The following is a 26809-nucleotide window of genomic DNA, read 5'->3' on the forward strand; positions in this document are numbered from 1 at the left end:
TTTCCGTCCGGTCCGGTGCGGGATGCCGGATCACCGGGGGAGCGCCACTCCCTTCTCTCCACTTCGCAGAATTTCACGAACGGCGGAATTGGCATGCCCGAAATCGATTCCCGTATCCTGCCGCTGACCGATGCCCAGCAGGGAGTCTGGTTCAGTCAGCACCTGGACCCGACCAGCCCGAAGTACAATATCGGCGAATGCTTCGAGATGGCATCCCGCATCGACGAGAATACCTTCGCCGAGGCTGTGGCGACCGCCGTGGAAGAGTGCGAATCGCTGCATGTCGAGTTCTTCACGGTCGACGGCCTCCCCTATCAGCGTCAGTTGCCGCCGCGCCGGGTACCGCCCTCGGTCATCGATCTGACCGCGCACGCCGATCCGCCCGCCGCCGCCGAAAGACTCCTGGCCGAAGACCTGCGCAGACCGGCGGACCCGACCCGGCCGGCCGAGCTTTTCGTCCACCTGCTGATCAAAGTGGCCGAGGACCGGTACCTCTGGTATTCGCGCTATCACCACCTGGTCATGGACGGACTGAGTATCTCGCTGATGGGTCAGCGGGTGGCCGAGTTGTATACGGCACTGGTGCGCGGGAGCGCCATCGAGCCGAAGACCGCCTCGCTGCGGGTATTGGTGGACAGCGACCGGTCGTACGCGAAGTCTGCGGAGTACACCCGCGACCGTGCCTACTGGGCCGGGCGCTTTCCGGACTTCCCGCCGCCGGAGACGCTGGTCCCGCCGCGCGTCACGGCGGCCAGCGGTGGCGAGCCGACCGAGGACCGGCCCGGTGACCAGGCCGAAGGGCAGCAGGGGGCCGCCGCCGGCCTGCACGTCGCGGAAGGACTCGGCGCCGAGGTGCTGAGCGGACTGAAGGCCGTCGGCCGGGCCGCCCGTACGAGCTGGTCGGCCGTCGCGGTGGCGGCAGCCGCGCTGCACGTCGCGCGGGCGACCGGCTCCGCCGACGTCATGCTGGGCCTCACCACGAACGGCCGGGCCGGCGCACACACCGACATTCCCGGTATGACGGCCAATGTCGTCCCGCTGCAGCTGCGAATATCGCCCGGCACGACCGTGGGCGAACTGATCAAGGCCGCCGCGACCGAAATCCGCGGTGCGCTGCGTCACCGCCGCTATTCCCGCGAGATGTTGGTCCGGGACATGAAAATCTCCGGCGGCCCGAACCCCATGACCAGCCTGGTGATCAACATCATGCCGTACGACTACGGCTTGGTGTTCGGTGACGCCCCGGCGAAGTCCCGCATCCTGTCCACCGGACCGGTGGACGAAATCGCGTTCTTCCTCTCCGAGCGCTCCGAGGGCATGGGACCCCTCATCGGTTTCGACGCGAATCCGCACCTTTATCCCCCGGAAAGCCTGGCGCCGCATCAGCGCGGAATCGTCGGCCTGCTGACCTCGCTCTCCCACGCGCTGCCCGAAACGCCGGTCGCCTCCCTCCAGGCCGTATCGCCCGAAGAGCGGGGGGAGGTGTTGGAGTTGGGTCGGGGGGTGGTGCGGGAGGTGCCGGAGTGGGTGTTTCCGCGGTTGTTCGCGGAGCGGGTGTCGCGTGCTCCGGGGGCGGTGGCGGTGCGTGATGGGTTCCGGTCGTTGTCGTACCGGGAGTTGGATGAGTGGTCGGATCGGTTGGCCCATCATTTGGTGGCTCGGGGGGTGGTTGCGGAGTCGGTGGTGGCTCTTGCGCTGCCTCGGCGGGTGGAGTTGGTGGTGGCGGTGCTGGGGGTGTTCAAGGCGGGTGCGGCGTATTTGCCGTTGGATCCGGCGTATCCGCGGGAGCGGTTGGCGTACATGCTGGATGACGCGCGCCCGGTGCATCTGGTGACGACGGAGGATCTGGCGGGGCGGTTGCCGTCGAGCGGGGTGCCGTTCACCTGGCTGGACCGGGATGAGCTGAGCGCGCCCCCGGTGGGTGTGAAGCCTTTCGCGGACGTGCGTCCCGATCATCCCGCGTATGTGATCTACACCTCGGGCTCGACCGGCCGCCCCAAAGGCGTCACCGTCACCCACCGGGGCGTGGCCTCCCTGATGCGCACGCACGCCGAGGTGCTCGCCGTCGACCGGAACAGCACCGTCCTGCAAATGGCGTCCCCCAGCTTCGACGCCGCCTTCTGGGAGCTGGCCATGGCGCTCGGCAACGGCGCCACCCTGGTCCTGGCCGACCCCGGCACACTCCTTCCGGGGCCCGCGCTCACCCGCCTCGCCGCCGCCGAAGCCGTCACGCACCTCACGCTCACCCCGGCCGTACTCGCCGCCACCCCGTACGACGCCGACGCCTTCGCCGGTGCCCGGATCGTGCTGGCCGGCGAGGCGTCCACCCCCGACCTCGTCCGCCGCTGGGCGCCGGGCCGCCTGCTCCACAACGCGTACGGGCCCACCGAGACCACCGTCTGCGCGACCATCAGCGCGCCGCTGGCCGGCCACGGGCCGAACGCCCCCACCCACACCGTGCCGATCGGCGCGCCTGTGGTCAACAGCCTTCTGTATGTGCTGGATTCGGGGTTGGCGCTTGTCCCGCGCGGTGTGGTCGGGGAGTTGTACGTGGCCGGCCCGGCGCTGGCGCGCGGTTATCTGGGCCGGTCGGGTCTTACGGCGGGTCGTTTCGTGGCTGATCCGTTCGGTCCGGCGGGTGGGCGGATGTACCGGACCGGGGATCTGGTGCGGTGGAACGCCGACGGGGTGCTGGAGTACGTGGGCCGCGCCGACGAGCAGGTCAAGCTGCGCGGCTTCCGGATCGAACTCGGCGAGATCGAGGCCGCGTTGACGGCACTGGACGGCATCGGCGCGGCCTGCGCCGTCGTCCGCGAGGACCGGCCCGGCGACCGTCGGATCGTCGCCTACCTGACGGGGACCGAGGGCGCCGGCCCGGTCGACCCCGCGACGCTCCGGGAGGCGCTGGGGGCGATGCTGCCCGACTATATGGTGCCGTCGGCGTTCGTCGAGCTGGCGGCGTTGCCGCTCACCCCCAACGGCAAGGTCGACCACCGCGCACTGCCCGCCCCGGACACGGCCGGCACGGCCGGACGGTCGGGTCGGGCGCCGCACACCCCGCAGGAGCAGATTCTGTGCGGGCTGTTCGCGGAGGTGCTGGCGGTGCCGGCCGTCTCCGTGGACGACGACTTCTTCCTGCTGGGCGGTCACTCGCTGCTGGCCACCCGGCTGATCAGCCGGATCCGCACGGTCCTGGGCGTGGAGCTGTCGGTGCGGGAACTCTTCGAGCACCCCACGGTCGCCCACGTCGCCCGGATCATCGCGGGCGCGGACGCGGGCGCGGGCACTGCCGGCCGCCCCCGGCCCCGGGTCGGCGTCCTCGACCGCCCGGAGCGCCTGCCGCTGTCCTTCGCGCAGCGCCGGCTGTGGTTCCTCAACCGCTTCGAGGGACCGAACGCCACCTACAACGTGCCGCTGACCGTGGAGTTGGACGGGCCGCTGGATGTCGCCGCGCTCCAGGCGGCGCTGGGTGACGTCGTCGGCCGGCACGAGACGCTGCGCACGGTCTACCCGGAAACCGGTGGCGTCCCGCACCAGCTGATCCTGCCGCCCGGGCAGGCCGTGCCCCCGGTCGGCGTCACCGATGCGAGCGCGGAGGATCTCGACGGCCGTATCGCGGGCGCGCTGGCCGAGCCGTTCGATGTGACGGCGGATCTGCCGTTGCGGGCCTGGTTGTTCCGGCAGGGTGCCGACTGCCACACGCTGGTGGTCGTCGTGCATCACATCGCGGCCGACGGGTGGTCGTTGGGTCCGCTGACGCGGGACCTGGCCACCGCCTACCGGGCCCGGCTCGCGGGGCACGCGCCGGACTGGGCGCCGCTGCCGGTGCAGTACGCCGACTACACCCTCTGGCAGCACGACCTGCTCGACGGACCCGACAGCGGACTCGCCGAACAGCAACTGGACTTCTGGCGGGGCGCGTTGCGTGGTCTTCCGGAGCAGATCGGTCTGCCGCAGGACCGGCCGCGGCCGGCGATCAGTGTGCACCGTGGCGATGCCGAGGTCCGTACGCTGGACGGTTCGCTGCACCGGGGGCTGCGGAGGCTGGCCCAGGACACCGGCACCAGTCTGTTCATGGTGCTCCAGGCCGGTCTTGCCTTCCTGCTGCGTCTGCACGGCGGTGACACCGATATCCCGCTGGGCACCCCGATCGCGGGCCGCACCGACGACGCGCTGGACGACCTGGTCGGGTTCTTCGTCAACTCCCTCGTGCTCAGGACCGATCTGTCCGGCGACCCGACGTTCCGCGAGTTGCTGGGCCGGGTCCGCGACCAGGACCTGAGCGCGTACCAGCACCAGGACCTGCCCTTCGAGCGGCTGGTCGAGGACCTCAACCCGACCCGCACCCAGAACCAGTCACCGCTCTTCCAGGTCATGCTCGCCCTCCAGAACCAGCAGACCGCCCATCTCGACCTGCCGGGGATCGAAGCCACCGTCGTCCAACGCCACAACGGCGTCAGCAAGTTCGACCTCACCTTCTTCTTCACCGAAAGGCCCGACGAGGGGGGACTCGACACGGCGGTGGAGTTCTCCACCGAGCTGTTCGACACCGCGACCGTCTCCCGGCTGCTGGACCGCTTCACCCATCTGCTCGCCCAGCTCATCGCCGACCCCGACCAGCGCCTCGCGCGTTACACCGCCCTCACCGACGAGGAACGCGCCGATCTGCTGGCCCTCAGCCGTGGGGCGGTCCGTCCCCGGCCGGCGCGTACGGTGCCGGAGGTCTTCGCCGAGCAGGTGGCCCGCTCGCCGCAGGCTGTCGCCGTGCGGGACGGCTCGACCACCGTCACATACGCCCGACTCGACGCGCTGACCGCCGAACTGGCCGGTGCGCTGGTCGGCCTCGGTGTGGGCGCCGAATCCGGGGTCGCGGTGCTGATGGACCGGTGCCCGGGCCTTGTGGTGGCGTCGCTCGGTGCGTTGCGTGCGGGTGGTGCGTATGTGCCGCTGGACGGTCGCTGGCCGGTGGCGCGGATCCGGCAGGCGGTCCGCACCGCCGGTGTGCGGGTGCTGCTGGTGGATGCGGTGTGGCAGGGCCACGCCTGGGTCGAAGAGGCAGCCGCCGCCGGGGTCCGCGTGCTCCGACTGGACGCCACCGGGCAGGTGGTGGACGGCGCGCCGGAGTCGCCGGGCCCGCTGCCCGAGGTGACCGGGGGCGAGCGGCTGGCCTATGTGATGTTCACTTCGGGCTCGACCGGTGAGCCCAAGGCGGTGGCGATCAGCCACGCCGACATCCTCGCCCTGACCCGCGACTCCCTCTTCGACGGCGTGCGCGACGCGGTCCTGATGCACTCCGCCTACGCCTTCGACGCGTCCACCTACGAGCTGTGGGTGCCACTGCTGGCCGGCGGACGCGTCGTGGTGGCCCCGCCCGGCGTACTGGAGCCCGCCGCTTTGCGGCGGATCGCGGCGGACGAGGGACTCGGGTCGATGTTCGTCACGACGGCGCTGTTCAACGCGCTGGCGGAGGCGGACCCGGCGGTCTTCGCGGGCGTCCGGATGGTCTGCACCGGTGGCGAGGCGGCCGCTGTCGGCGTCCTGCGGAAGGTCGCCGACGCGTGCCCCCGTACGGCCGTCCACCATGTCTACGGCCCGACCGAGACCACCACCTTCGCCGCCCGCCAACTGATCGGCGCGGAGGAGCGGTTCGACACGGTGCCGCCGATCGGCGGAGCCCTGGACGGCATGAGCCTGTACGTCCTCGACGGGCGTCTCGACCCGGCCCCGCAAGGGGTGACCGGCGAGCTGTACATCGCGGGCAGCGGCCTCGCCCGCGGTTATCTCGGGCGGGCCGGTCTCACCGCCGGGCGCTTCGTGGCCGATCCGTTCGGCGCGGCCGGTAGCCGGATGTACCGCACCGGGGACCTGGTCCGCTGGAACAGCCACGGGCGGCTCGAATACGTCGGCCGCGCCGACGACCAGGTGAAACTGCGCGGCTTCCGGATCGAACTCGGCGAGATCGAGGCCGCGTTGACATCGCTGCCCGAGGTCCGCGGCGCGACCGTGACCGTCCGGGAGGACCAGCCGGGGGACCGGCGGCTCACCGCGTATCTGACCGCGACCGCACCCGGCTCGCCACTCGACCCGGCGCGGCTGCGCGATGCGCTGCGGACGACCCTGCCGGACTACATGCTCCCCTCCGCGTTCGTGGAGCTGGCCGCCCTGCCGCTCACCCCCAACGGCAAGATCGACCGCAGGGCCTTGCCCGCCCCCGACCCGGCCGCTCACATCATCGGCGGGGCCGGGGAGGGACGCCTCCCCCGCACCCCGGAGGAAGAGGCGCTCGGCGAGATCTTCGCCGACCTGCTCGGCGTCCACCGGGTCGGCGCCGACGACGACTTCTTCCAGCTGGGCGGACACTCGCTGCTCGCGACCCGGCTGGTGAGCCGGGTGCGCTCGGTGCTGGGGGTGGAGCTGACGATCAGGGACCTGTTCGAGCACCCGACGGTCGCCCGGCTGGCGGCGCTGGCGACCGGGGCAGGCGATGGGCGCCGCCGGATCGCCGTCGTGGACCGCCCTTCGACGCTGCCGCTGTCCTTCGCCCAGCGCCGGCTGTGGTTCCTCAACCGCTTCGAGGGACCGAACGCCACCTACAACGTCCCGCTCACCCTCCGCCTCGACGGCGCCCTGGACGTGACCGCGCTCCGGGCCGCCCTGACGGACGTGGTGGGGCGCCACGAAACGCTGCGCACGATCTTCCCGGACGCCGACGGCACCCCGCACCAGCTGGTCCTGCCGGTCGAAGCCGCCGTTCCGCGCCTGGAGTTGGCCGAGACACCGGACGGAGCCACGGACGACGAGATCCGCACCTGGGCGGACCACGGCGTACGGGCGGCGATGCGTACTCCGTTCGATGTGACGACGGATCTGCCGCTGCGGGCCTGGTTGTTCCGGCAGGGTGCCGACTGCCATACGCTGGTGGTCGTCGTGCATCACATCGCGGCCGACGGGTGGTCGTTGGGTCCGCTGACGCGGGACCTGGCCACCGCCTACCGGGCCCGGCTGGAAGGGCACGCGCCGGACTGGGCGCCCTTGCCGGTGCAGTACGCCGACTACACCCTCTGGCAGCGCCAGTACCTCGATGACGAGGGCGTCGCCGATGAGCAACTCGCCTACTGGCGGGGTGTGTTACGTGGTCTTCCGGAGCAGATCGGTCTGCCGCAGGACCGGCCGCGGCCGGCGATCAGTGCTCATCGGGGTGATGCGGAGGTCCGTACGCTGGAGGGCTCGCTGCACGGGGGGCTGCGGAGGCTGGCCCAGGACACCGGCACCAGTCTGTTCATGGTGCTCCAGGCCGGTCTTGCCTTCCTGCTGCATCTGCACGGCGGTGACACCGACATTCCGCTGGGCACCCCGATCGCGGGCCGCACCGACGACGCGCTGGACGACCTGGTCGGGTTCTTCGTCAACTCCCTCGTGCTCAGGACCGATCTGTCCGGCGACCCGACCTTCCGCGAGCTGCTGGGCCGGGTCCGCGACCAGGACCTGAGCGCGTACCAGCACCAGGACCTGCCCTTCGAGCGGCTGGTCGAAGACCTCAACCCGACCCGGACGCAGAACCAGTCCCCGCTCTTCCAGGTGATGCTCGCCCTCCAGAACCAGCAGACCGCCCGGCCCGATCTGCCCGGCCTCACCGTCACTCCGGAGGAACGCCACCACGGCATCAGCAAGTTCGACCTCACCTTCTCCTTCACCGAACTCCCGGACCACGGCGGCCTGCACACCGCCGTGGAGTTCTCCACCGAGCTGTTCGACACCGCGACCGTCTCCCGGCTGCTGGACCGCTTCACCCATCTGCTCGGCCAGCTCAGCGCCGACCCGGACCGGCACCTCGCGCACTACAGCGCCCTCACCGACGAGGAACGCGCCGAGGTGCTCGTCCTCGGCCGGGGCCGCGCAGGCGAACCGGGCACCCTGTCGATACCGGCGGCGTTCGAGCGGGCCGCCGCACGGAACCCGGAGGCGGTCGCGGTCCGGGCGCCCGGCGTGGAGCTGACCTACCGGGACGTGGACCGGCGCTCCGGCCAGCTGGCCGGTGCGCTGGTCGCCCGGGGGGTCGGCCCTGAGTCCGGGGTCGCGGTGCTGATGGACCGGTGCCCGGGGCTTGTGGTGGCGTCGCTCGGTGCGTTGCGTGCGGGTGGTGCGTATGTGCCGCTGGACGGTCGCTGGCCGGTGGCGCGGATCCGGCAGGCGGTCCGCACCGCCGGTGTGCGGGTGCTGCTGGTGGATGCGGTGTGGCGCGGTCACGCCTGGGTCGAAGAGGCGGCCGCCGCCGGTCTCCAGGTCCTCGAACTGGACCCGGTGGGCCGCCTGCCCGAACAAGAACCGCTGTTCCGGGGGGACTTGCCGCCGGTCGGCGGCGGTGAGCGGCTGGCCTACGTGATGTTCACCTCGGGCTCGACCGGTGAGCCCAAGGCGGTGGCGATCACCCATGCCGACATCCTCGCGCTGGCCACCGACTCCCTCTTCGACGGCGCACGCGAAGCGGTCCTGATGCACTCCGCCTACGCCTTCGACGCTTCCACCTACGAGATGTGGGCCCCGCTGCTGGCCGGCGGACGCATCGTGGTGGCACCGCCGGGTGTCCTCGATCCGGCGGCGCTGGCCCGCGTCGTCCAGGACGAAGGGGTCCGCGCGCTCTTCATGACGACGGCGCTGTTCAACGCGCTGGCGGAGGCGGACCCGACGGTCTTCGCCGGCCTGCGGATGGTCTGCACCGGCGGCGAGGCGGCCGCCCTCGGCATGCTGCAGAAGGTCGCCGACGCCTGCCCCCGTACGGCCGTCCACCATGTCTACGGCCCGACCGAGACCACCACCTTCGCCACCCGGCACCTCATCGAGTCCGGCAGCTCCTTCGACACGGCGCCGCCCATCGGACGCGCCCTGGACGGCATGAGCCTGTACGTTCTCGACTCGCGTCTCGACCCGGCCCCGCAGGGGGTGACCGGCGAGCTCTATCTGGCCGGCGCCGGTCTGGCCCGCGGTTATCTCGGGCGGGCCGGTCTCACCGCCGGGCGATTCGTGGCCGATCCGTTCGGCGCGGCCGGTAGCCGGATGTACCGCACCGGGGACCTGGTCCGCTGGAACAACCATGGGCGGCTCGAATACGTCGGCCGCGCCGACGACCAGGTGAAACTGCGCGGCTTCCGGATCGAACTCGGCGAGATCGAAGCCGCGTTGACCGGCCAGAAGGGCATCGCCACGGCCTGCGCGGTCGTCCGCGAGGATCAGCCCGGCGACCGGCGCCTGGTCGCCTATCTCACCGGCGACGAAGACCGCGTTCCCGACGCGGAGCTGCGCGCCGCGCTGGCGGTCACACTGCCCGACTACATGGTGCCCGGCGCCTTCGTCGACCTGCCGGTGCTCCCGCTCACCCCGAACGGCAAGATCGACCGCAAGGCCCTGCCCGCCCCCGATCCGGCCGCACGCGGCGCCGGCGGTGGTGGTCGGAGCCCGCGCACCCCCGAGGAAGAAGCGCTCTGCGGTGTCTTCACCGACGTGCTCGGCATCCCCGGGGTCGGCATCGACGACGACTTCTTCCAGCTCGGCGGCGACAGCATCCTGTCCATCCAGGTCGTCAGCCGGGTGCGCGGCGCCGATCTGGCGATCACCCCGCAGGACGTGTTCGTGCACCGGACGCCGGAGCGGATCGCCCAGGTCGCGGCGCCGCTGACGGCCGAAACAGCGGCGGAGGCCGACCCGGGCACCGGCCCGGTGCCGCTGACACCGATCGTCTCGTGGTTCCTGGACCGGCCCGGCGGGCGGGACGGCTTCAACCAGTCGATGACCTTCCGCACCCCGGCGGACGCGACCGAGGCCGGCCTGGCCCGCGTCCTCCAAGCGGTGCTGGACACCCATGGCGCGCTGCGGCTGCGGCTCGTCGAGCGGGCGGACGGCGACCGGCCCGGTCTTGAGGTGCCCGAGGCGGGCACGGTGTCCGGGGCGGCGGCGCTGACCCGGGTGGACGTGGCGGGACTCGGCGCGCGGGAGTCCGAGGCGGTCTTCGTCCGGGAGGGGGAGGCGGCCCGGCGGGCACTGTCCCCGCGGGCGGGTGTGATGCTGCGGGCCGTCTGGTTCGACGCGGGCCCCGGGCGTTCCGGCCGGCTGCTCCTGGTGGTGCACCATCTGGCGGTCGACGGCGTGTCGTGGCGTACGCTCGCCGCCGACCTGCCCGCCGCCTGGACCGCCGTCGGCGCGCCCGCGACCGCGAGTCGGCCGGACGATCCGCTCCCGCTGGCAGCCACCTCCTTCAAACAATGGGCGCGGCTGCTCGGCGCGGACGCCCTCAACGACCGCCGCGCCGCCGAACTGCCCTACTGGCAGGACGTGTTGCGCACGCCCGATCCGCTGCTCGGCGAGCGCCCGCTGGACCCGGCCCGGGACACCGCCGAGCGGATCGGCGACCACACGGTGGAGCTGCCGACGCAGTGGACCCAGCCGCTGCTCACCACGGTGGCCTCGGCCTACCACGCCGGGATCAACGACGTGCTGCTCGCCGCGCTGGCCCTGGCGGTGGTCGACTGGCGGACCCGCCGGGGGATCTCCGACCGCACGGAGCTGCTGCTGCACCTGGAGGGGCACGGGCGGGAACAGCTGGTGGACGGGGTGGACCTGTCGCGCACGGTGGGCTGGTTCACCAGTCTCTTCCCGGTCCGGCTGGACCCCGGCCCGGTGCCGCGCCTGACCGCCGCGCGGATCCCCGGGGCCACCCTCGACCAGGCACTGAAGCAGGTCAAGGAGCAGTTGCGGACCGTGCCCGACCGGGGCCTGGGCTTCGGGATGCTGCGGTATCTGAACCCCGCCACCCGCGACCTGCTGTCCCCGGCCGACACCGCACCGCAGATCGGCTTCAACTACCTGGGCCGGATCTCGGGCACCGCTCCGGCGGCGAACGGCGACTGGCAGGTGGTCTTCGACGCGACCGCGCCGCGCAACCAGGACCCGGACATGCCCGCGTCGCACGTACTCGACATCAACGCGCACACCCGCGACCTGCCGAGCGGACCGCGACTGGTCGCGCAATGGTCCTGGCCGCGCGATCTCCTGGCCGAGGACGACGTACAGGAGTTGGCGGACGACTGGCTGCGGGTGCTGCGCGCCCTGGTCGACCACGTCCGGGGCACGGACGCGGGTGGCTTCACCCCGTCGGACATGCCGCTGGTCACCGTCAAACAGGCTCAGCTCGACCGGCTGACCGACAAGCTGAGCGACAAGTGGGGGAAACGGAAATGACCGGGTTCAGCCTGGAAGAGCTGCTGCCGCTGACACCGTTGCAGTCGGGGATGCTCTTCCACTCGCTCTACGACGCCGACGGCGTGGACGTCTACACGGTGCAGATCGTGCTGGAGACCGAAGGACCGGTGGACGCGGACCGGTTGCGCGGCGCGACCGCCGCGCTGCTGCGCCGGCACGCCAACCTCCGGGTCGGTTTCCTGCACGAGGACCTGGACGAGCCGGTGCAGGCGGTGGCCGCCGATGTGCCCCCGCGCTGGACGGAGTTGGACCTGAGCCATGAGGAACGCGAGGACGCCGAGGCCGCGTTGGCGCGATTCCTCGCCGCCGACCGCGCCGAGCGGTTCGACCTGGCCGAGCCGCCGCTGCTGCGCTTCACCCTGGTCCGCCTCGCGCCGGACACGCACCGCATCGTGCTGACGAGCCATCACATTCTGTGGGACGGCTGGTCGATGCCGGTGCTGCTCCAGGAGTTGCTGGAGCTGTACGCACACGGCGGCGACGACAGCGCGCTGCCGCCGGTCACCCCCTTCCGCACCTATCTGGCGTGGCTGGCCGCCCGCGACCGGGCCGCCGCCGAGGCGGCCTGGCGGCTCGCGCTCACCGGGGTCGTGTCCCCGACGCTGCTGGCCGGCCCCGGAGCGACGGACAGCGGCCGGGCCCCGGCCGCCGCGCTGCCGCGGCGGCTCGTCGTCTCGCTGCCCGGCGAGACCTCCGCCCGGCTGCGCGCGACGGCCAGGAGCCACGGGCTCACCCTCAACAGCGTGGTGCAGAGCGCCTGGGGCATCGTGCTGGCGCAGGCCACCGGCCAGCAGGATGTCGTCTTCGGCACCACGGTGTCGGGCCGGCCGCCGGAGATCCCCGGCGTGGAGTCGATGATCGGGCTGTTCATCAACACCATCCCGGTGCGCGTCGACGTACGGCCGCAGGAATCCCTCGCGGAGCTGTGCGCGCGGGTGCAGAAGGAGCAGGCGCAACTCCTCGACCACCAGCATCTCGGGCTCACCGAGATCCGGGCGCTCACCGGGCTGCCCACGCTCTTCGACACGCTCGCCGTCTTCGAGAACTACCCGCTGGACGCGGTGTCGGACCAGCCGCCGCGGGACGACCTGCCCCGGCTGCGGGTCACCGGTTTCCAGGGCGCGGACGCCACCCACTACCCGCTCGCCCTCACCGTCGACCCGGGGGCCGAACTGCGGCTCGCCCTCAACTACCGCGCCGACATCTTCACCGCCGAGGCCGTCGCCTCCCTCGCCGACCGCATGACGGCGCTGCTGACGACGATCGCCGAGGACCCCGCCCGCCGGGTCGGCGGCCTGGACATCCTCACCGCGTCCGAACGGGACACCCTGCTGGCGCTCGGCCGGGGCGCCGTACGGCCCCAACCCGCGCGGAATTACCTGGAGCTGTTCGCCGAGCAGGTGGCCCGTACGCCGGACGCCGAGGCGGTCCGGGACCCGGCGACCACGCTGACCTACGCCGACCTCGACACCCGTACCGACCGGCTCGCCGCCCACCTGGCGGCGCGCGGCGCCGGTCCCGAACGGATCGTCGCCCTGGCCCTGCCGCGCGGCGCCGAGCTGGTCACCGCGATCCTGGCCGTCCTGAAGTCCGGCGCCGCCTACCTGCCGCTGGACCCGGCCTATCCGGCCGCCCGCCTTGCCCACATGCTGGACGACGCCCGGCCCGTGCACCTGGTCACCACCAGGGGGATCGCGGCCGGCCTGCCGGCCACCGACGTGCCGGCCACCTTGCTGGACACGCTTCCCGGCGAGCCGGCGGGTGCTCCGGCGGCCTCCTTCCCGCAGCCGGACCGCTCCGCCGGCCACCCGGCCTATGTGATCTACACCTCCGGCTCCAGCGGCCGGCCCAAGGGCGTCGCCGTCACGCACGGCAACGTGGTGGACTACGTGGCCTGGGCGCGGGCGACCTATCCCGGCGCCGCGGGCAACGCGTCCTTTCACTCCTCCATCGCCTTCGACCTCACCGTGACCTCCGTGCTGGTCCCCCTGACCGCGGGCGGCCGGGTGACCTGGGACGATCTCGGCGCCCGGACCCTGGACCCCGCGACGGCGCCCGAGACCTACCGGCTGTTGAAGGTGACGCCGAGCCACCTGGCGGTACTGGAGCACTTGAACCGCGCGGAGTTCGCCGGCGACCTGATCGTCGGCGGTGAGCAACTGCTCGGCGGTGTGCTGCGACCCTGGCGCGACCGCAACCCGGCCGCGACGGTGATCAACGAATACGGGCCGACCGAGTGCACCGTCGGCTGCGTCGCCCACCATCTCCACCCGGGGGACCCGGTCCCCGACTCGGCAATACCGATCGGCACACCGGTGTGGAACAGCGCGGTGTATGTGCTGGACCGGACGCTGGCGCTCGCACCGCGCGGTGTGGCCGGCGAGCTGTATGTGGCCGGCGCCGGTGTGGCGCGCGGCTATCTGGGGCGGCCGGCGCTGACCGCCGGGCGCTTCGTCGCCGACCCCTTCGGCCCGGCCGGCAGCCGGATGTACCGCACCGGGGACCTGGTCCGCTGGAACGCCGAAGGGCAGCTCGAATACCTCGGCCGCGCCGACAGCCAGGTCAAGCTGCGCGGCTACCGGATCGAACCCGGCGAGATCGAAGCCGCGCTGACCGCGCTGCCCGAGGTCCACAACGCGACCGTGATGCTCCGCGAGGACCGCCCCGGCGACCCCCGGCTGGTCGCGTACGTGACCGCCGCCCAGCACGACGGCCGGTCCGCCGGGAACGACGGCCGGTCCCTCGACCCGGTGCGGCTGCGGGCCGCCCTGGGCGCCGTGCTGCCCGAGCACATGGTGCCGGCCGCCTTCGTGGAGCTGCCCGGGCTGCCGCTGACGCCGAACGGCAAGATCGACCGGGACGCGCTGCCGGCACCGGACGCGGAAGGCGGCACCGCCGACCGGCCCGGCCGGGAACCGCGTACGCCCCAGGAGAGCATCCTGTGCGGGCTGTTCGCCGATCTGCTGGGCCGCTACCAGGTGTCGATCGACGACGACTTCTTCCAGCTCGGCGGCCACTCCCTGCTGGCGACCCGGCTGGTCGGCCGGATCCGCTCGGTGCTCGGAGTGGAGCTGCCGCTGCGCGAGCTGTTCGAACACCCCACCGTGGCCGCGCTGGCCGGCGCCCTGGCGGGCGCCTCGGCGGCCCGGCGCCAGGTGCGGCGGGCGGAGCGTCCCGCCGAACTGCCGCTGTCCTTCGCCCAGCGCCGGCTGTGGTTCCTCAACCGCTTCGAGGGACCGAGCGCCGCCTACAACATCCCGCTGACCATCCGGCTGACCGGGGAACTGGACGTCGACGCGCTGCGGACCGCGCTGGGCGACGTGGCCGACCGGCACGAGACGCTGCGCACGGTCTTCCCCGAGACCGACGGCACCCCCCGCCAGGAGATACGTCCGCCGGAAGAAGCCCGGCCCGAGCTGGAGTTGGTGGATTTCGCCGCCGGGGCACCGCCGTCCGGGGAGCAGGACCCGGTGGACGCCGCGGTACGGGCAGCGGTGCTCACGCCCTTCGACGTGGCGACCGATCTGCCGCTGCGGGCCTGGCTGTTCCGGCAGCGCGCCGACTGCCACACGCTGGTCGTCGTCGTGCACCACATCGCCGCCGACGGCTGGTCCCTCGATCCGCTGACCCGCGACCTGGCCACCGCCTACCGGGCCCGGCTCGAAGGACGTCCGCCCGGCTGGGCGCCGCTGCCGGTGCAGTACGCCGACTACACGCTGTGGCAGCACGACCTGCTGGACGGCGAACAGGGGGTCGCGGCCGAGCAGTCCGCCTTCTGGCGCGAGGCGTTACGCGGTCTGCCCGAGCAGATCGCCCTCCCGCAGGACCGCCCCCGGCCCGCGGTCGCCACCAATCGGGGCGACATGCACCTGCGCACCCTCGACGCCCCGCTGCACGGCGCGCTGCGGCAGCTGGCGCAGGAGAGCGGCACCAGTCTGTTCATGGTGCTGCAAGGCGCCGTGGCCCTGCTGCTGCGTCAGCACGGCGGCGGTACCGATATCCCGCTGGGTACGCCCATCGCGGGCCGCACCGACGACGCGGTGGACGACCTGGTCGGTTTCTTCGTCAACTCCCTGGTGCTCAGGACGGATCTTTCCGGTGATCCGACGTTCCGGGAGCTGCTGGAGCGGGTCCGCGACCAGGACCTGAGCGCGTACCAGTATCAGGACCTGCCCTTCGAGCGGCTGGTGGAAGACCTCAACCCGGTCAGGACGCAGAACCAGTCCCCGCTCTTCCAGGTCATGTTGGCGCTCCAGAACCAGCAGACCGCGCGCCTCGACCTGCCCGGGATCGAAGCCACCGTCCTGCAACGCCACAACGGCGTCAGCAAGTTCGACCTCACCTTCTCCTTCACCGAACTCCCGGACCACGGCGGCCTGCACACCGCCGTCGAGTTCTCCACCGAACTCTTCGACACCGCCACCGTCACCCGGCTCACCGACCGCCTCGCCCACCTGCTCACCCAGCTCACCGCCAACCCCGACCGCCGGCTCACCGCGTACGCCGCCGCGACCCAGCGGGAGCGGGGGGAGGTGTTGGAGTTGGGTCGGGGGGTGGTGCGGGAGGTGCCGGAGTGGGTGTTTCCGCGGTTGTTCGCGGAGTGGGTGTCGCGTGCTCCGGGGGCGGTGGCGGTGCGTGATGGGTTCCGGGTGTTGTCGTACCGGGAGTTGGATGAGTGGTCGGATCGGTTGGCCCATCATTTGGTGGCTCGGGGGGTGGTTGCGGAGTCGGTGGTGGCTCTTGCGCTGCCTCGGCGGGTGGAGTTGGTGGTGGCGGTGCTGGGGGTGTTCAAGGCGGGTGCGGCGTATTTGCCGTTGGATCCGGCGTATCCGCGGGAGCGGTTGGCGTACATGCTGGAGGATGCCCGGCCGGTGCATCTGGTGACGACGGAGGATCTGGCCGGGCAGTTGCCACCGAGCGGGGTGCCGTTCACCCGGCTGGACCGGGACGAGCTGAGCGCGCCCCAGGTGGGTGGGAAGCCTTTCGCGGACGTGCGTCCCGATCATCCCGCGTATGTGATCTACACCTCGGGTTCGACCGGCCGCCCCAAAGGCGTCACCGTCACCCACCGCGGCTTCAACAACCTCGTCCACAGCCAGACCTCCGTCCTGGGGATCGGCCCGGGCAGCGCGGTGCTGCAGATGGCCTCGCCCAGCTTCGACGCCGCCTTCTCGGAGATCGCCTCCGCCCTGCTGAGCGGCGCGACGCTGGTGATGGCCGACGCCGCCGCGCTGCTGCCGAACGCCGGCCTGGCCGAGACGGTCCGGGAGCGCGGTATCACCCATGTGACCCTCACCCCGGCCGTGCTCGCCGCGATGCCCGCCGACGACACCGTCCTGTCCGGTGCCACGATCCTGCTGGCCGGCGAGGCCTCGACCCCGCGACTGGTACGGCAATGGGCCGACGGGCGGCGGGTCTTCAACGGCTACGGCCCCACCGAGACCACCGTCTGCGTGACCATGAGCCCCCGGCTCACCGCCGAGGGCCCCGACGCGCCCACGCACACCGTGCCGATCGGCGCCCCTGTAATCAACAGCCGTCTGTATGTGCTGGATTCGGGGTTGGCGCTTGTCCCGCGGGGTGTGGTGGGGGAGTTGTACGTGGCCGGTCCGGCGCTGGCGCGCGGTTATCTGGGCCGGTCGGGTCTTACGGCGGGTCGTTTCGTGGCTGATCCGTTCGGTCCGGCGGGTGGGCGGATGTACCGGACCGGGGATCTGGTGCGGTGGAACGCCGACGGGGTGCTGGAGTACGTGGGCCGCGCCGACGAGCAGGTCAAGGTGCGCGGCTTCCGGATCGAACTCGGCGAGATCGAGGCCGCGTTGACGGCGCTGGACGGCGTCGGCGCGGCCTGCGCGGTCGTCCGCGAGGACCAGCCCGGCGACCGCCGGATCGTCGCCTACCTCACCGGCGACGGATTGGGCGGCGACAGCGCTGCGGGCGGGCGGCCGGTGGACCCGGCGCGGCTGCGTACGGCGCTGGCCGCCACCCTGCCCGACTACATGATCCCGTCCGCGTTCGTCGGACTCCCGGCGCTGCCGAGGACCCCCAACGGCAAGATCGACCGCCGGGCCCTCCCGGCGCCCGGTGCCAACGACCGCGATCAGGCCGGACGCGCCCCCCGAACCCCACAGGAGGAAACGCTGTGCGGGCTGTTCGCCGATCTGCTGGGGGTGCCGTCCGTCTCCGTGGACGACGACTTCTTCCTGCTCGGCGGTCACTCGCTGCTCGCCACCCGGCTGATCAGCCGGATCCGCACGGTCCTGGGCGTGGAGATCGCGGTACGCGACCTGTTCGAGCACCCCACGGTCGCCCGGCTCGCCCGGATCACGGCGGGTGCGGGCGACGGCCGCCGGCGGGTGGAGGCGGTGGCACGGCCCGAAGTGCTGCCGCTGTCCTTCGCGCAGCGGCGGTTGTGGTTCCTCAACCGGCTGGAAGGCCCGAGCGCGACCTACAACATCCCGCTGACCGTCCGGCTCGACGGAGCCCTCGACGTCGCGGCCCTCGAAGCGGCGGTCGGCGATGTCGTCGGCCGGCACGAGACGCTGCGGACCCGGTACCCCGGAGCAGGCGGCAGCCCCTACCAGTTGATCCTGCCGCCGTCGGAGGCGAGCCCGCGCCTTGAGCTCCACGACGTCGACGGCGGGCACGACGAGGACATCGACGGCCGCGTCGCGGGCGCGCTGGCCGAGCCGTTCGATGTCACGACGGATCTGCCGCTGCGGGCCTGGTTGTTCCGGCAGGGTGCGGACTGCCACACGCTGGTGGTCGTCGTGCATCACATCGCCGCCGACGGCTGGTCGCTGGGTCCGCTGACGCGCGACCTGGCCACCGCCTACCGGGCCCGGCTCGCAGGGCACGCACCGGACTGGGCACCGCTTCCGGTGCAGTACGCCGACTACACCCTCTGGCAGCAGGAACTCCTGGACGGCCGCGGCTCGGAGCGGGCCGGCAGCCTGGCTGATGAGCAACTCGCCTACTGGCGCGAGGCGTTGCGCGCCCTGCCGGAGCAAGTGGGCCTCCCCCTGGACCGGCCCCGCCCGGCCGTCACCACCCACCGCGGCGACATGCACTTCGCCACCCTTGACCCCGCCCTGCATCAGCGGCTGCGCCGGCTGGGCCAGGACACCGGCACCAGTCTGTTCATGGTGCTGCAAGCGGGGCTCGCGCTGCTGCTGCGTCTGCACGGTGGTGACACCGATATCCCGGTCGGTACGCCGATCGCGGGTCGCACCGACGACGCGCTGGACGACCTGGTCGGTTTCTTCGTCAACTCCCTCGTCCTCAGGACGGATCTGTCCGGCGACCCGACGTTCCGGGAGCTGCTGGAGCGGGTCCGCGACCAGGACCTGAGCGCGTACCAGCACCAGGACCTGCCCTTCGAGCGCTTGGTGGAGGACCTCAACCCGGTCCGGACGCAGAACCAGTCCCCGCTCTTCCAGGTCATGCTCGCGCTCCAGAACCAGCAGACCGCCCACCTCGACCTGCCCGGCCTGACCGCGACACCGCTCACCCGGCACAGCGGCGTCAGCAAGTTCGACCTGACCTTCTCCTTCAGCGAACTGCCCGACGAGAGCGGTCTGCACGCGGCCGTCGAGTTCTCCACCGAGCTGTTCGACGCCGCCACCGTCGCCCGGCTCACCGACCGCTTCACCCACCTGCTCACTCAGCTCACCGCCGACCCCGACCGGCACCTCGCCCACTACACCGCCCTCACCGACGAGGAACGCGCCGACGTGCTGGTCCAGGGCCGTGGGCGGGTCCTCGGGGTGCCGGCGGCGACCTTCCCCGAGCTGTTCGCCGCGCAGGTGTCCCGAGCCCCTGGAGCCGCCGCCGTACGCGACGGGTTCCAGGAACTGACCTACGGCGAACTGGACCGGCAGGCCAACCAGTTGGCGCACCACCTGATCGCCCAGGGGGTGACCCCGGAGTCGGTGGTGGCCCTCGCGCTGCCGCGCCGGGTGGAGCTGGTGGTGGCGGTGCTCGCCGTCGCCAAGGCGGGGGCCGCCTATCTGCCGCTGGACCCCGCCTATCCGCGGGCCCGCCTCGCCTACATGATCGGCGACGCGCGGCCCGTCCACCTGATCACCACCGAGCCCCTCGCGGCCCAGCTCCCGCCCGTCGACATCCCCACCACCCGCCTGCCCGTCGACACCGCCGTCACCGCCGACACCGCGGGCCCGGTTGGCCCGGCCGACCGGCCGGATCTCGCCGCTCGGCCCGGCACCGAGCCGCCCGTCCGGCGCCTGCCCGACCAGCCGGCCTATGTGATCTACACCTCCGGTTCGACCGGCCGCCCCAAGGGCGTCGCGGTCACCCACCGCGGCGTGGCGAGCCTGCTGCGCACCCACGCCGACACCCTCGGCGTCACCGCCGACAGCACCGTGCTCCAGATGGCGTCCCCCAGCTTCGACGCCGCCTTCTGGGAGCTGGTCATGGCCCTCGGCAGCGGCGCCACCCTGGTCCTCGCCGACCCCGCCACCCTGCTCCCCGGCCATGAACTGACCGCGCTGGCCGCCCGCGAGCGCGTCACCCATGTGACGATGACGCCCGCCGTACTCGCCGCCACCCCGTACGACGCCGACGCCTTCGCCGGTGCCCGGATCGTGCTGGCCGGCGAGGCGTCCACCCCGGAGCTGGTGCGGCGCTGGGCGCCGGGCCGCCTGCTCCACAACGCGTACGGGCCCACCGAGACGACCGTCTGCGCGACCATCAGCGCGCCGCTGGCCGGCCACGGCCTGAACGCGCCCTCCCACACCGTGCCGATCGGCGGCCCGGTGCACAACGCCCAGGTCTATGTGCTGGGCGAGGCTCTCGATCTCCTGCCGCCGGGTGTGGTGGGGGAGTTGTATGTGGCCGGTCCGGCGCTGGCGCGCGGTTACTTGGGCCGGCCGGGTCTTACGGCGGGTCGTTTCGTGGCTGATCCGTTCGGTCCGGCGGGCGGTCGGATGTACCGGACCGGGGATCTGGTGCGGTGGAACGCCGACGGGGTGCTGGAGTACGTGGGCCGCGCCGACGAGCAGGTCAAGGTGCGCGGCTTCCGGATCGAACTCGGCGAGATCGAGGCCGCGTTGACGGCGCTGGACGGCATCGGCGCGGCCTGCGCGGTCGTCCGCGAGGACCGGCCCGGCGACCGCCGGATCGTCGCCTACCTCACCGGCGTCGAGGACCGCCCGAACGAAGAGCCCTTGTCCGAGGCGGAGTTGCGTGCCGCGCTGGCCGGCAGCCTTCCCGCCCATATGATCCCGGCGGCCTTCGTCCGCCTCCCCGCGCTGCCGCTCACCCCCAACGGCAAGATCGATCGCCGGGCGCTGCCCGCACCCGACAGCGCGAGCTCCGCAGGCGAGGGCCGAGCCCCGCGTACCCCGCAGGAGCAGGCCCTGTGCGAAGCCTTCGCCGAACTGCTCGGCGTCCCCCGGCTGACCATCGACGACGACTTCTTCGACCTCGGCGGCCACTCCCTGCTGCTGGTCCGCCTGGCCCAGCGCGTCGACGAACTCTTCGGGGTGCGGCTGCCGATCCGGGAACTCTTCACCGCGCCGACGGTCGCCGCCGTGGCAGGGCTGCTGGACCGGGCCCGCGCGGGCGCGGCGGACGCCGGACCGGTCGATCTGGTCAAGGAGGTCGAGACGCTCGGCGATGTCCGGCGCACCCGGACACCCGGGCCGACCGCGGGCGCCGGGCGGACGCTGCTCACCGGCGCCACGGGTTTCCTCGGCGCGTTCCTGCTGCGCGACCTGCTGGAGTCGTCCGACGAGCCGGTCGAGTGCCTGGTCAGGGCGGACAGCACCGAGCGGGGCCTGCTCCGGCTGCGGGCCGCGCTCACCCACTACGGCCTGTGGCGGGCGGACTACGAACGCCGGATCGTGGCGCTGCCGGGCGACCTGTCCGCCCCTTCGCTGGGCCGGGACCCGCAGGCGCTGACCGCACTGAGCCGGCGCGTCGGCACCGTGATCCACAACGGCGCCGATGTCAACGTGCTCGCGCCGTACGGGAGTCTGCGGCCCGCGAACGTCGACGGCACCAGGGAACTGCTCCGGGTGGTCGCGGACTCGGCCGCCGGTGTCCTGCACTACGTCTCCACCACCAGCGTGTACGCACCCGGCAGCGACGACCGGGGGGCGGTCGTCGAGGCCACGCCCCCGGGGCCGCCGGAGGCGCTGACCAGCGGCTACGCCCAGAGCAAATGGGTGGCCGAAGGAATCGCCGCACTGGCGCGGCGGCACGGCGTGCCCGTGCATGTGCACCGCCCGGGCCGGATCTCCGGCGACCGCACCACCGGAGCCTGCCAGGAGCACGACCTGCTCTGGCAGTTCGTCAAGGGGTGCGTGCAGGCGGGGGCGGTGCCCGAGGGGGCGAGCGAGTCGACCGGCTGGATCCCGGTGGACCACGTCAGCGCGGCGATCGTCCGGCTGGCCGGCGAACAGCTCGCTCCGGGCGCCGACTTCCACTTCACCGATCCGTCCGCGCCGACCGTCGACCAGGTCTTCGCCGTGCTGCGCGACCGCGGTTTCACCCTCGAAGAGGTCCCGGTCGAACGGTGGTTGGAACGGGTCGGCGAACAGAGCGACAACGTGGCCCAACTGCTGCTCGGCATGCGGTCCGACGCCCGGTCCGACGCCCGGTCCGACGCCCGTGCCGCCGAACGGCTCGGCGCGCCGGCGACCGCGCCGCCCGCCGCCCGCGCCTTCGACTCCTCACACACCGCCGCGGAGTTGAGCCGCCTCGGCCTCCCGGCGCCGCGGATCACCGACGACACCATCCGTACGTACGTCGGCTATTTCGTACGCACCGGGTTCCTGCCCGCGCCCCCGTCCTTCCCCGGCGGCGGTCACTGACCGCCGCTCCGCACCCACCCCTTTCCGGGCGCCGCCCGGCCACCCCGTCCCGAGGAGACCGATGACCCACGACCGGCACCACCGCGCCCTGGCCACCTGCGCGTCCGCCCTGCTGCTGGCGGCGGGAACGCTCGCCCTGCCCGCCGCGGCCCATGCCGACACCCCCACGGCGGACGCGGCCGTGACCCTGACCGCCACCCCGCACTTCGCCCTGCTGACCCCCTCGATCGTCTACACCGTCACGGTCACCGACAACGGTCCCGACGCGCTGTCCAGCGCCCGGGTGACCACCGCCGTCTCCGACGTCCTCACCCCGGCGTCCGGCGGCGTCTGCACCACCAATCCGGGCAGCGCGGTGTGCCCCTTCGGGCCGATCGCGTCGGGCACCTCCCAGTCCCGTACGTTCACCCTGCCCGTCAACCCGGTCACCCTCGCGCTGACCCTCCGGGCCACCGCGACCGTCACCGCGGCGTCCGCCGACGACCCGGACACCACCAACAACACCCAGACCGTCGACTGCACCTACCTGACCGCGCTCGACGTCCGCTGTTCCTGAGCCCGCGTCGCCGCGTCCCCTCGGCCCGCCTCCATGGGCCGGCCGAGGGGACGCGCGACGGCGGCCCTGACGCCGGGATTTGTCAGGCCAGTTCGCGGACCACCGGGGTCAGCCAGTCCCGGTACGCCGCCGGGTCCGCCCGCAGCGCCCGGCTCACCACCACATGATCCGAGGAGACGCGCCAGCCGACCGACCCCTCCACCGGCAGCTCCGTCACCTGGAGTTCGAACGGCCGGGCCTTGCGTCCGATCTCCTCCTCGACCAGCCGGACGAGGTCTCCCTCGTGGGGGTGGGGATCACCACGCGTCAGTGCGTCGGTCTCCTCACGGCTCCGGTCGGTACACCATCGCACCGCGTCGCGGAGGCACTCACGCACGAGCCCGCCGAACTCCCGGCCGTCGCCGAAGCCGGCGTCCGGCGCGAAGGAGCGGAGTTCCCGGCCGCCCTGCCGCGCCAACTCCCTTTCCCACCAGCGGGCCCACTGCGCCGACGCCTCGGGGACGGCCAGCGGAGCCAGGTCCGCCCGCAGTTCGACGGCGGGCACCAGCCGCGGCACGTCGATGACGGTCCGGGGGTGCAGGCCGGCGGCGTCGCGGACGAACAACCCGATCAGGAGCCCCTGCGGAGACCCGATCCGCATCAGCCAGCTCGACGATCCCGCATAGCGCATGCGGGCCATCCTCCGCCCGCGCCGCCGTCCGGACCACGGGATTTCCGGCCAGCGCGGCGGTGGACGCCCGGCATCTGACCGCCGCGCCGCCGCACCGCGGTCGCGGCCCGGGGGAGATTTTCCATCTCCCGCGCGGAGGTGCGAAGATCCGTCGGGCGTGGCAGCGGCCACGCGGCGGAGAAGCGGGGGGATCATGCCGGCGGTTCGGCCCTTTTTGCTGGTAGTCGGCGTCGCCGTCATGGCCGCGCTGTCCGTGGGCGGCTGCTCCGCCCCGGCCCCGGCGGCGCGGCCCCCGGTCGCGCACGCGCCGTCGACCGCCCCGTCGGCGACCACACCCCCGCCGGCCCCCGCACCCAAGGCGTCCGCCTCCCGCACCGCGACGGCGTCGCCTTCCGCCAAGCCCCGCGCCACGCCGACGGCGCCGCCCCGGCGCAAGGCCGTCCACCACACCGCCCCGACGACGACCGCCGCGGCGCACACGGGCCACTGCGCCACCGGGTGCGCCACCGGCCGGCCCTCGCCGGACGCGCAGGAGGGTCTCCGGGAGAATCCCGGTCCCCCTCCGACCGGCCAGGCCACCGGGCCCGGGACCGTACCGCAGCCGGGGACGTCCCTCCCCGGGCAGGGGCCGTCCGACCGGAAGCCGGTCGTCCTGTCCCCGGCGCCCTGATCCCCCCTCGCTGCGACGAAGTCGCCACCGGCGGCCAGGAGTCGGCACCACCCCGGGTACGACGATGAGCCAGGCCGCGGCTGGTCGATTGTGATGGGGTCCGCTGCGCCGTCCGGGGCCCATGGTCAGGTCCGCCGCGGGCCCGCCGTCGAACAGGTGCGCAGCTCGCGACGCCTCCGGCGCATCCGGCGGAGCGGGGTCACGGATGCCCCGCACACCTCCCGCCACGCGATGATCTGTCCTCGGTCGCGGCTTTCGCCGCAGCCGATATCGACGGAACGTTGATCCCTCCTTACGATGCGCAGCAGCATCCCCCCACCCCACGGCACCGGTTCCAGGACGGGACGCAGCTCGGCGAACCGACGCTCCGCGCCGGACCGTGCGCGCACCCGGGGGAATGGGCATCCGTCGTCCGGCACCGCTCCGCCGAGAACCTCGTCGCCGCGCGTGCCGCGGTGCCCGTGGGCCGATCTCGCGAGAAGGTGAAGCGCGCAGATGGCTACCGAACGTCCCTCCGCAAGAACGCACCGACGGCTCCGCCGCGCCCTCGGCGTCGTCGTCGCCGTGGTCGCCGCCCTGGTGACGACCATGCTGATACCCCCCGGCGCGGCCGCCGGCTCAACGACCCCCACGTCGATGACCGCGGAGCAGTGGCACACCACCATGACGCGGCTCGCCACCCCGGCGAAGGGCTGCTACACCGCCTCCTACCCGGCGCTGACCTGGCAGAGCGCCGCCTGCACCACGGCGCCGAACCGGCGCTACGCGCCGCGGCCCGGCGGGAACGCCGCCGGCCCCCACCTGCCGGCCGTCGCCGGCGCGGGCGCGCGCCCGGCCGCCGGCGTCGCACCCGACGTGGTCGGCAACGGTATCGACTTCTCAGCCGGGGTGTCCGGCCTCCTGAGCGGTGCGACCGGCTCCTTCCCCACCGTCTCCGGCGTGACGAGCGAGACCGGCGGCGGCGTCGCGAACTCCTACTCCCTGCAGCTGAACAGCGCGCCCTTCACCAGCCCGGTCTGTGCCGGGGTCGCCGGGTGCCAGGGCTGGGAGCAGTTCATCTTCGCCAACCCGGGCTCCGGCACCAGCGCGGCCTTCATCCAGTTCTGGATCCTGAACTACTTCACCACCTGCCCGGCCGGCTGGTCGTCGTATCTCAGCGACTGCTACAAGAACGGCCCCGCCGTCGCGGTCCCCTCGCAGCCGATCGCGAACCTCGGCGCCCTGAGCCTGTCCGGGAACGTGACCGGCACGACGGACACCGTGGTCATGACGACCCCGGGCGGCAGCCTCAGCGCCGCGACCGCCGACAGCACGCTGGACCTGTCGGCGGCCTGGAACGCGGTCGAGTTCATGATCGGCGGCAATGGCGGCGGCTCGCAGGCCACCTTCAATCCCGGCTCCACGATCACCGTGAAGACGGTCACCCACAACGGCACCACGAACGCGCCGACCTGTCTGACCGAGGGTTTCACCGGCGAGACCAACAACCTCAACCTGGTCAACTCGGCGGCCTACGCGGTGGGGGCGTCGCCCTCCATGGAGAGCGTCCAGAGCAACATCCTGACCAGCCCGCCCTCGTGCGCCTCCGCCCAGGGCACGGGTGACACCCATCTGCAGACCTTCGGCGGCACGTACTACGACTTCCAGGCGGACGGCGCCTTCACGCTCGCCCGGTCCTCGACCATGACCGTGCAGTCGAACCAGGTCTCCGGCGCCCCGCTCGGCTGGCCGGGCGCCGCCGTCAACAGCGCGGTCGCCACGCAGATGGGCGCGAACACGGTCGCGCTGTGCGTCTCCCGTGGCCTGGTGATCGACGGGACCGCCGCCACGCTCGACTCCGGCGGGACGATCAGCCTGCCGTCGGGAGACAAGATCGTCCGCAACGGCAGTCAGTACGTCGTGACCGACCCGCAGGGCGACAGCATGACGGCCACGATGAACCCGGGCTATGTGGACGTCCATGTCGGCCTCGGCGCGTACCCGGAACCGGTGAGCGGGCTGCTGGCCAACGCGCCGGGCACCAACAACCAGCTCAGGACGAGCACGGGCACCGTCATCAGCCTGCCGGTCGACCTGAACACGCTCTACCGGGTCTACGGCGACAGCTGGCGCGTCCCGGCGGCCCAGTCCCTGGTCGCGGTCTGCGGCGACCAGACCCAGAACACCGATCCCACCACGCCGTTCTGGTCCGATCAGCTGCCGACGGCCCTGCACGACCAGGCCCAGGCGGTCTGCCAGAAGGACGGGGTGAAGAACACCACGCTGCTGGAGGCGTGCACGCTCGACACCGCGGTGCTCGGCGCCGGCGCGGCGACCGAGTTCATCGGCGAGCCCGCACCGGTGAACGTCGCCTTCAGCGAGGACACCGGCGGACCGGCGAACGGCGACACCGTCACCGTCACCTTGCCGGCGAGCGCCAAGGACCGCTACGTCCGGCTCAACTTCACCGCGAACAGCACCCAGATCGGCGCGCAGGCGGCCGAGTTCGCGGTCTACGGCACCGCGGCCCGCAACCTCGCGCTCAACGCCCCGGTCACGGTCAGCAGCGCGACCGCCGGACTGCCCGGGCCGAACGCGGTGGACGGGAACACCGTTTCGTACTGGCAGAGCGCGACCGGCGCCTGGCCGTCGACACTGACCGTCGACCTCGGCGCGACGAACCAGCTCAGCTCGCTCGGCATCACGCTGCCGTCCGGCTGGCCAGCCCGGACCCAGACCCTGTCCGTGCTGGGCTCGAACGACGGAGGCGCGTGGACGACACTCGTCGGCCCCGCGACCTACCGGTGGGGCTCGCCGCAGTAGGGGCGGCCCGGAGCAGCGGGAAC

At 72.7% G+C, this 26809-nt stretch carries 5 protein-coding genes; 4 read left to right on the forward strand and 1 reads right to left on the reverse strand.

All coding sequences use genetic code 11. The features are described from left to right. The first annotated feature begins 93 nt into the window (after positions 1–93). The 3 genes from ACFO3J_RS23405 (at position 94) to ACFO3J_RS23415 (ending at position 22644) form a co-directional block, all read left to right on the forward strand. Positions 94–11232, forward strand: a complete 11139-nt coding sequence (locus ACFO3J_RS23405) for an amino acid adenylation domain-containing protein (protein WP_386432458.1) — start codon at positions 94–96, stop codon at positions 11230–11232. Continuing rightward, positions 11229–22088: a non-ribosomal peptide synthetase gene (locus ACFO3J_RS23410; RefSeq protein WP_386432460.1), complete on the forward strand. Its 10860-nt coding sequence runs from the start codon at positions 11229–11231 to the stop codon at positions 22086–22088. The genes ACFO3J_RS23405 and ACFO3J_RS23410 overlap by 4 nt, the downstream gene beginning before the upstream one ends. Before the next feature lie 61 nt (positions 22089–22149). Continuing rightward, entirely contained in the window at positions 22150–22644 is a 495-nt protein-coding gene (locus ACFO3J_RS23415; protein WP_386432462.1) for a hypothetical protein, read from the forward strand. 82 nt (positions 22645–22726) lie between these two features. On the opposite strand, the gene ACFO3J_RS23420 is transcribed toward ACFO3J_RS23415, so the two are convergent. Further along, positions 22727–23314: a hypothetical protein gene (locus ACFO3J_RS23420; protein WP_386432465.1), complete on the reverse strand. Its 588-nt coding sequence runs from the start codon at positions 23312–23314 to the stop codon at positions 22727–22729. 1165 nt (positions 23315–24479) lie between these two features. On the opposite strand from ACFO3J_RS23420, the gene ACFO3J_RS23425 reads away from it, so the two are divergent. Next, positions 24480–26786 (forward strand): discoidin domain-containing protein, encoded by a 2307-nt coding sequence (locus ACFO3J_RS23425; protein ID WP_386432468.1) that lies wholly within the window; start codon positions 24480–24482, stop codon positions 26784–26786. The last annotated feature ends 23 nt before the right edge of the window (positions 26787–26809 follow it).

It is taken from the genome of Streptomyces polygonati (assembly GCF_042650325.1).
GTDB classification, from domain to species: Bacteria; Actinomycetota; Actinomycetes; order Streptomycetales; family Streptomycetaceae; genus Actinacidiphila; species Actinacidiphila polygonati.